The sequence below is a fragment of the Methylobacterium sp. B1 genome (genome assembly GCF_000333255.1).
In the GTDB taxonomy this organism is placed as follows: domain Bacteria; phylum Pseudomonadota; class Alphaproteobacteria; order Rhizobiales; family Beijerinckiaceae; genus Methylobacterium; species Methylobacterium fujisawaense.
Genome location: NZ_BACT01000535.1, coordinates 1 through 6,836, shown reverse-complemented (window position 1 = coordinate 6,836; position 6,836 = coordinate 1). Strand labels below are relative to the sequence as shown.

9 protein-coding genes and 1 pseudogene are annotated in these 6,836 nt (G+C 69.1%); 1 reads left to right on the top strand and 9 read right to left on the bottom strand.

Annotated elements, in window-relative coordinates:
* Window positions 1–398 (bottom strand): Lrp/AsnC family transcriptional regulator (locus I53_RS15660; protein WP_043352293.1); only part of this gene is annotated, 398 nt, incomplete at its 3' end.
* On the opposite strand from I53_RS15660, the pseudogene I53_RS31365 reads away from it, so the two are divergent.
* Window positions 357–764 (top strand): annotated as a pseudogene (locus I53_RS31365) (NTP transferase domain-containing protein); the annotation flags it as partial. The gene I53_RS15660 and the pseudogene I53_RS31365 overlap by 42 nt on opposite strands.
* Here I53_RS31365 and I53_RS15655 read toward each other — a convergent pair.
* From I53_RS15655 to I53_RS31360, 8 genes are all read right to left on the bottom strand, one after another.
* Window positions 715–1,038 carry a DNA-binding transcriptional regulator gene (locus I53_RS15655; RefSeq protein WP_043352291.1) on the bottom strand — a complete coding sequence of 108 codons (324 nt, stop codon included), beginning with the start codon at window positions 1,036–1,038 and terminating at the stop codon, window positions 715–717. The pseudogene I53_RS31365 and the gene I53_RS15655 overlap by 50 nt on opposite strands.
* The gene (locus I53_RS15650) at window positions 1,016–1,381 is read right to left on the bottom strand and encodes a type II toxin-antitoxin system RelE/ParE family toxin (RefSeq protein ID WP_187294358.1); all 366 of its coding nucleotides are present in this window, start codon (window positions 1,379–1,381) and stop codon (window positions 1,016–1,018) included. Before I53_RS15650 ends, I53_RS15655 begins: the two co-directional genes overlap by 23 nt.
* A gap of 94 nt (window positions 1,382–1,475) precedes the next feature.
* The gene (locus I53_RS15645) at window positions 1,476–1,934 is read right to left on the bottom strand and encodes a peptidylprolyl isomerase (RefSeq protein WP_043352288.1); all 459 of its coding nucleotides are present in this window, start codon (window positions 1,932–1,934) and stop codon (window positions 1,476–1,478) included.
* A gap of 77 nt (window positions 1,935–2,011) precedes the next feature.
* Window positions 2,012–2,509, bottom strand: a complete 498-nt coding sequence (locus I53_RS15640) for a hypothetical protein (protein ID WP_043352286.1) — start codon at window positions 2,507–2,509, stop codon at window positions 2,012–2,014.
* A 7-nt stretch (window positions 2,510–2,516) separates the two neighbouring features.
* Complete coding sequence (locus I53_RS15635) at window positions 2,517–3,065, bottom strand: peptidylprolyl isomerase (RefSeq protein WP_043352284.1); 549 nt, start codon at window positions 3,063–3,065, stop codon at window positions 2,517–2,519.
* Between the two features lie 16 nt (window positions 3,066–3,081).
* Window positions 3,082–3,585 (bottom strand): pantetheine-phosphate adenylyltransferase, encoded by a 504-nt coding sequence (coaD, locus tag I53_RS15630; protein WP_043352282.1) that lies wholly within the window; start codon window positions 3,583–3,585, stop codon window positions 3,082–3,084.
* A 61-nt stretch (window positions 3,586–3,646) separates the two neighbouring features.
* Window positions 3,647–6,409 carry a DNA gyrase subunit A gene (gyrA, locus tag I53_RS15625; RefSeq protein ID WP_043352295.1) on the bottom strand — a complete coding sequence of 921 codons (2,763 nt, stop codon included), beginning with the start codon at window positions 6,407–6,409 and terminating at the stop codon, window positions 3,647–3,649.
* A gap of 187 nt (window positions 6,410–6,596) precedes the next feature.
* Window positions 6,597–6,836, bottom strand: a 240-nt coding sequence (locus tag I53_RS31360) for a hypothetical protein (RefSeq protein WP_106428180.1), incomplete at its 5' end; no start/stop codon positions are given.

Below are 6,836 nucleotides of genomic sequence, written 5' to 3'. Positions count from 1 at the left end.
ATCAGCGTGGCGCTGTGGAGGCGGTTGAAGTCGGCCATGTCGGAGACCCGGATCTTCAGCATGTAGTCGAAGTCGCCGGCCACGAGATGGCAGTCGAGGAGCACGGGAATCGCCCGCACGGCAGCCTCGAATTCGGAAAAGCTCTCGGGGGTCGAGCGGTCGAGCACGACGCCGACGAAGACCAGGGTACCGCGTCCGACCCGCATCGGATCGATCAGCGCCCGGACCGCCCGCACGAACCCGTCCGCGAACAGGCGCTGGATCCGGCGGTGGCAGGTGGCCGCGCTGGTGCCGACCCGCTCGGCGATCTCGGCATTGGCCATCCGACCGTCTGCCTGGAGCAGGCGCAGGATCTTCTGGTCGGCATCCTCGCCGGGCTGGAACACGCCGCAGGACATGGGATGGCGCGGGTGGTGAGCGTGTCGGGCGACGCGCCCTTCCTGCCGGAGGATCTGGTGGCGCGGCTATGCGCGGCCGGCCCTGAATCGGGCATTGCCCTGGCTGCCTCGGGCGCGCGGCGGCACTTCACGATCGCCCACTGGCCAACGATTCTGCGCGACGACCTGCGGGACTATCTGGGGCGCGGCGAGCGCCGCGTCGGCGCCTTCATCGACCGCCATGGCGCAGCGGTGGCGTCCTGGCCGGTCGAGCCGGTGGACCCGTTCCTCAACGTCAACACGCCAGAGGATCTGGCCGCGGCGGAAGCGCTCGGACTCAGGTCAGGATCTGAAGGCCATGTTTCTGGACGATCGTCAGGAGCTTGAGCGCCATGCCGCTGGGCTTCTTGGCGGCCGTCTCCCACTTCTCGACCGTGCTCTCGCTCGTGTTGAGATAGCGGGCGAAGACCGGCTGACTCACGTTGAGGCTTTCGCGAAGCCGCTTGATCTGAGCTGGCTCGATCGCGGGCGGCGCGGTGAGGCATGCTTCGTCGAACCAGCGCATCGTCGCCATGTCGGTCACACCAGCCTCATGGAGGGCTGCGGCGGTCGCGTGAATCGACTCGAAGGCGTCACTTTTAAATGTCCGCTTCCCCACCATCGCAGATCTCCGTGATGTGCCCGGTCGAGACGAGGCGGGCGATATCCGCCTCCGAAGTCTTTTCAAGTGCCTTGGCTAGCTGACGGAAGGCTCTCAGCTCATCGTCATCGATATTGGCACGATCTTTCTTGGCGAAGAGGTACTGAGACAGCCAATAGGAGCCGACCTTGGTCAGGATGATGCTCCGGTGTCGGTTCCGGTTCAGGCGCTTCTTGAAGACACCGCCGCCCCGGTTGTCGGCTTGGCCCTTCGCGACGTCTCTGATTGCCGCGCACAGATTCCGGTCGGCAATGCCGGCCTTTCGTGCCGCCTCGGCAAACCAGGCCGGCTTGAAGGTGCGCATTCCGGCATCGGACTCGGACACCGCGCGAGGCTGGCATCCGGGTCTTGCGCGGGGCTCACCCGCGCGCCTTGCGGGGCGCGCGGGTGAGGGACGATCAGGCGGCGCCGACGGTCGCCTTCACGATCTTGTCCGGCGAGCGCGGCGGCTCGCCCTTGTTGATCGTGTCGACGACGTCCATGCCTTCCACGACCTTGCCCCACACCGTGTACTGCTTATCGAGGAAGCGGGCGTCGTCGAAGCAGATGAAGAACTGCGAGTTCGCCGAGTGCGGGAAGTTGGTCCGCGCCATGGAGCAGGTGCCGCGCACGTGCGGCTCGGCGTTGAACTCGGCCTTCAGGTCCGGCAGGTCCGAACCGCCCGAGCCGGTGCCCGTCGGGTCGCCCGTCTGGGCCATGAACCCGTCGATCACCCGGTGGAACGGCACGCCGTCGTAGAAGCCCTGGGCGGCGAGCGTCTTGATCCGCTCGACATGGCCCGGGGCGAGGTCGGGACGCAGCGCGATGACGACGCGGCCCTTGGTGGTCTCCAGTACGATGGTCTCGTTGTCGGCCATAGTCTTTCCTTCCGGTTGGGGGAACTGTATCGGCGCGCGCCGGATCCGGCCAGCGCCCGTAACGGGTGCGACGGCCCTCAGGCCGGCGGGCGGTAGACGAAGCGGAGCGCCACCGGCCGACCCGCGATGGCCCGGCCCAGGCCCGCCGTGATGTGGACCGGGGTGCAGCGCGCCAGGGCGTCGAGGGTGCCGCGCACCAGAGCGGTCCGCTGATCGCCCGCGGTGCCCGCCGCGTATGTGACGCGCGGCGGGCCGATCAGGCTCCCGTCGCGCCGCAGCGCGAGCCGCACGGTGATCTCGATATCGCCGGCCCCGTCGCCCGGGCGGGCGAGGCCGCCCGGCGCCTGCCAGCAGGCGGCGAGCGCCGGATAGAGCTCGGCCAGGGTGTCGGCGGGCCGCGTCGCCATCCGCGACACCGGCACCGCGATCGTCGCGCGCAGGGTCTGGGGCAGGCTCAGCGGATAGCCGCCCCCCGGCTCGTCGGCGTAGCCGTAGAAGGGGGCGCCCTCGGAGGAAGCGGCGGCCGCCGGGATCAGGCTCACCAAGAGGAGCGAGGCGGCGCGCCGACCCGGCATGCGGCCGCTACTTGGCCTTCTCGGCGAGGGTCATGCTGACGATCTTGTCGGGGTCCTGCACGGCGCCGCCGGGCGCGCCGGGGGCGGCCTTCTTGATCTTGTCGAGCACGTCGAGCCCGTCCGTGACGTTGCCGACGATCGTGTACTGGCCGTTCAGGAACGGCGCGTCGCCGAGGCAGATGAAGAACTGCGAGTTCGCCGAGTTCGGATCCTGCGAGCGGGCCATGCCCACGGTGCCGCGGCGGAACTGGGCCGATTGCGTGAATTCCGCCGGGATGTTCGGCAGGCTGGAGCCGCCGGTGCCGTTGCCCTTCGGATCGCCGGTCTGGGCCATGAAGCCGTCGATCACCCGGTGGAACTTGAGGCCGTTGTAGAAGCCCTGCGAGACCAGCGTCTTGATCTGCTTGACGTGCTTGGGCGCCAGATCCGGCCGCAGCTCGATGGTGATCCGCCCGTCCTTGGTCTGGAGGTAGACGGTGTTGGCGTCGGCAGCCCAGGCCGCCGGGGCCGTGCCGAGCGTGAGGGCGAGCGCGAGGAGGGCGTGGCGTCGGTTCATCGAAGTCCTTCCAGTCTCAGGAATGGGCGGCGAAGCGCTGCCGGAGGCGCGCGGCCACGGCGGCGGGCACGAAGGGCGAGACGTCGCCCCCCATGCCGGCGATCTGGCGCACCAGCGTCGCGGTGATCGGGCGCACCTGGATCGAGGCCGGCAGGAACACGGTCTGCACCTCCGGCGCCATGGCGCCATTCATGCCGGCGAGCTGCATCTCGTAGTCGAGGTCGGTGCCGTCGCGCAGGCCGCGGATGAACAGCGCGGCACCGCAGCGCCGGGCGGCCGAGACGGCGAGATCGTTGAAGGTCACGATCTCCAGCGTCGCGCCCTCCTCCTGCGCCACCGGCCCGCAGGTCTCGGTCAGGAGCGCCGCCCGCTCCTCGGCGGAGAACAGCGGCGCCTTGCCGGGATGCACGCCGATGGCGATCACGAGGCGGTCCACCAGCCGGCAGGCTTGGCGGACCACGTCGAGATGGCCGTTCGTGACCGGGTCGAACGAGCCGGCATAGAGGGCGGTGCGGGTCATCGCGACCCGACCTAGAGCATTTTTGCGCGGGACGGAACCTCGGGGCGGGACGGCCGGAGCCTCATGCCTCCTCGGGACCGCCCTCGATGCTGCCCTCGATGCCGGGCTCCTGCCCGGCTTCGCCGTTGGTTTCGTCCTCGCCCTCGATATGCTCCACCGAGACGACCTTCTCGTCCTTGGCGGTGTTGAACACCGTCACGCCCTGCGAGGCGCGGCCGACGATGCGGATGTCGTCCACCGGCACGCGGATCAGCTGGCCGCCATCGGTGACCAGCATGATCTGGTCCGAGGCCTCCACGGGGAAGGACGCCACGAGGCTGCCGTTGCGGGCGTTGACCCGCATCGCCGTGATGCCCTTTCCGCCGCGTCCCGAGGTCCGGTACTCGAACGACGAGGAGCGCTTGCCGTAGCCCCGCTCCGACAGGGTGAGCACGTATTGCTCGGCCGCCCCCATCTCGTTGTAGCGGTCCAGCGAGATCGCCGCGGCCTCGGCGCCGTCCTCGGCCTCCGCCTCGCCGTTCTCCTCCGCCTCGCCGGTCACGGCGCGACGCATCTTCAGGTAGCCGGCCCGCTCCTCAGCGGTGGCGTCGAAGGCGTTCAGGATCGTCATCGAGATGACCCGGTCGTCCTTGGCGAGCTGGATGCCGCGCACGCCGGTCGAATCGCGGCCCTTGAAGACGCGCACGTCCTCGACGGGGAAGCGGATGCACTGGCCGAGCGCCGTGGTCAGCAGCACGTTCTGGTCCGGACGGCAGATCTCGACATGGACGATGTGGTCGCCCGGATCGAGCTTCATGGCGATCTTGCCGTTGCGGTTCACCGTGGTGAAGTCCGACAGCTTGTTGCGCCGGACGTTTCCGCTCGCGGTCGCGAACATCACGTCCAGCGTCTCCCAGGACGCCTCGTCCTCGGGCAGCGGCATGATCGTGGTGATGCGCTCGGAGGTGTCCTGCAACTGCAGGATGTTCACCAGCGCCTTGCCGCGGGCGTTCGGGGCGGCCATCGGCAGGCGCCAGACCTTCTCCTTGTAGGCCTGGCCCTGGCTGGAGAAGAACAGCACCGGCGTGTGGGTGTTGGCCACGAACAGACGGGTGACGAAATCCTCGTCGCGGGTCGCCATGCCGGAGCGGCCCTTGCCGCCGCGGCGCTGGGCCCGGTAGGTCGAGAGCGGCACGCGCTTCACGTAGCCGGCATGCGACACGGTCACCACCATGTCCTCGCGGGCGATCAGGTCCTCGTCCTCGACGCTGCCGTCGAAGTCGACGATCTCGGTCCGGCGCGGGGTGGCGAATTGCTCGCGGACCTCGATCAGCTCCTGCTTCACGATGGTCTGGATGCGCACCCGCGAGCGCAGGATGTCGAGATAGTCGGCGATCTCGTCGGCGAGCGTCTTCAACTCGTCGCCGACCTCGTCGCGGCCCAGAGCCGTGAGGCGCTGCAGGCGCAGGTCGAGGATGGCGCGGGCCTGGGTCTCGGACAGGCGGTAGGTGCCGTCCTCGGCGACCCGGTGGCGCGGATCGTCCACCAGGGCGATCAGCGGCGCGATGTCGTGGGCCGGCCAGTCACGGCCCATCAGGGACTCGCGGGCCGTGTTCGGGTCCGGCGAGGTCCGGATCAGGCGGATCACCTCGTCGATGTTGGCCACCGCGATGGCGAGGCCGCACAAGACGTGCGCCCGCTCGCGGGCCTTGCCGAGGAGGAACTTGGTCCGGCGGGAGACGACCTCCTCGCGGAAATCCACGAAGGCCTCGAGCAGGTCCTTCAGGTTCATCAGCTCGGGGCGGCCGCCATTCAGCGCCACCATGTTGCAGCCGAAGGAGGATTGCAGGGGCGTGAACCGATAGAGCTGGTTCAGCACCACGTCGGCCATGGCGTCGCGCTTGATCTCGACGACGATGCGCATGCCCGTCCGGTCGGATTCGTCGCGCAGGTCCGAGATGCCCTCGACGCGCTTTTCCTTCACCAGCTCGGCGATCTTCTCGACGAGGGTCGCCTTGTTCACCTGATAGGGGATCTCGGTGAAGATCAGCGCCTCGCGCTCCTTGCGCAGCTCCTCGACATGCGACTTGGCGCGCATGATCACCGAGCCGCGCCCCGTCGCGTAGGCCTGGCGCGTGCCGGCGCGGCCGAGGATCATGCCGCCGGTGGGGAAGTCCGGGCCGGGCACGATCTCGGTGAGCTGCTCGATGGTCAGGCCCGGATCGTCGATCAGGGCCACGCAGGCGTCGATCAGCTCGCCGAGATTGTGCGGCGGGATGTTGGTGGCCATGCCGACCGCGATGCCGCCGGCGCCGTTGACGAGGAGATTCGGGAAGCGGGCCGGGAGGACGGTCGGCTCCTCGCGCGACTCGTCGTAGTTCGGTCCGAAATCGACGGTGTTCTTGTCGATGTCGGTGAGCAGCGCGGTGGCGGGCTTGGCCAGCCGCGATTCGGTGTAGCGCATGGCGGCCGGCGGATCGCCGTCCACCGAGCCGAAATTGCCCTGCCCGTCGATGAGCATGAGGCGCATGGAGAAGTCCTGCGCCATCCGCACGAGGGCGTCGTAGATCGATTGGTCGCCGTGCGGGTGGTAGAGACCGATCACGTCGCCGACGATGCGCGCCGACTTGACGTATTTCCGCTCGGGCAGGTGCCCGGATTCGAAGGCGGAGTAGAGGATGCGCCGGTGGACCGGCTTGAGACCGTCCCGGGCGTCGGGAAGCGCCCGGCTCACGATCACGCTCATCGCGTAATCGAGGTAGGAGCGGCGCATCTCGTCGGTGATGGAGACGGGGCGGATGTCGCTGGCGGGCGGGGCGGCGCCAGTCGGATCGTTCTCGGCCAAGTCGATTTCCGTTCTGAGGCCCGGACGGGCGGTGCTCGCGGCGGCCAGGCGGCGCGCGATGCGCCGCAACGGCCTTACGGAAGAGCAGTGATATCAGACGGTTAAATAAGGTTTTCCGAGGCCGCCCGCAAGGTCGCCCGCGAGGCCGCGTCCCGGCCGGATCGGGCAGGGACGCGGAGGGCTTCGCTCAGTAGAACGTCACGTGCCGGGGACCGAAACGGCGGCCGTGCCAGACGTGGTGGCGGTGCCAGTGACGGCGGAAATGGTGGTGCCGGTGCCAATGGTGACGGCGGTGCCAATGGTGGCGGCGGTGATGCCAGTGGCGGCGCCAATGATGGTGCCGGTGCCAGTGGCGCCGGTAGTGCCAGCGGGCCTGCTGCACGGCGGGGGCGGGCGCTGCGGCCTCGGCGCTCGCCGGGACCGGCAG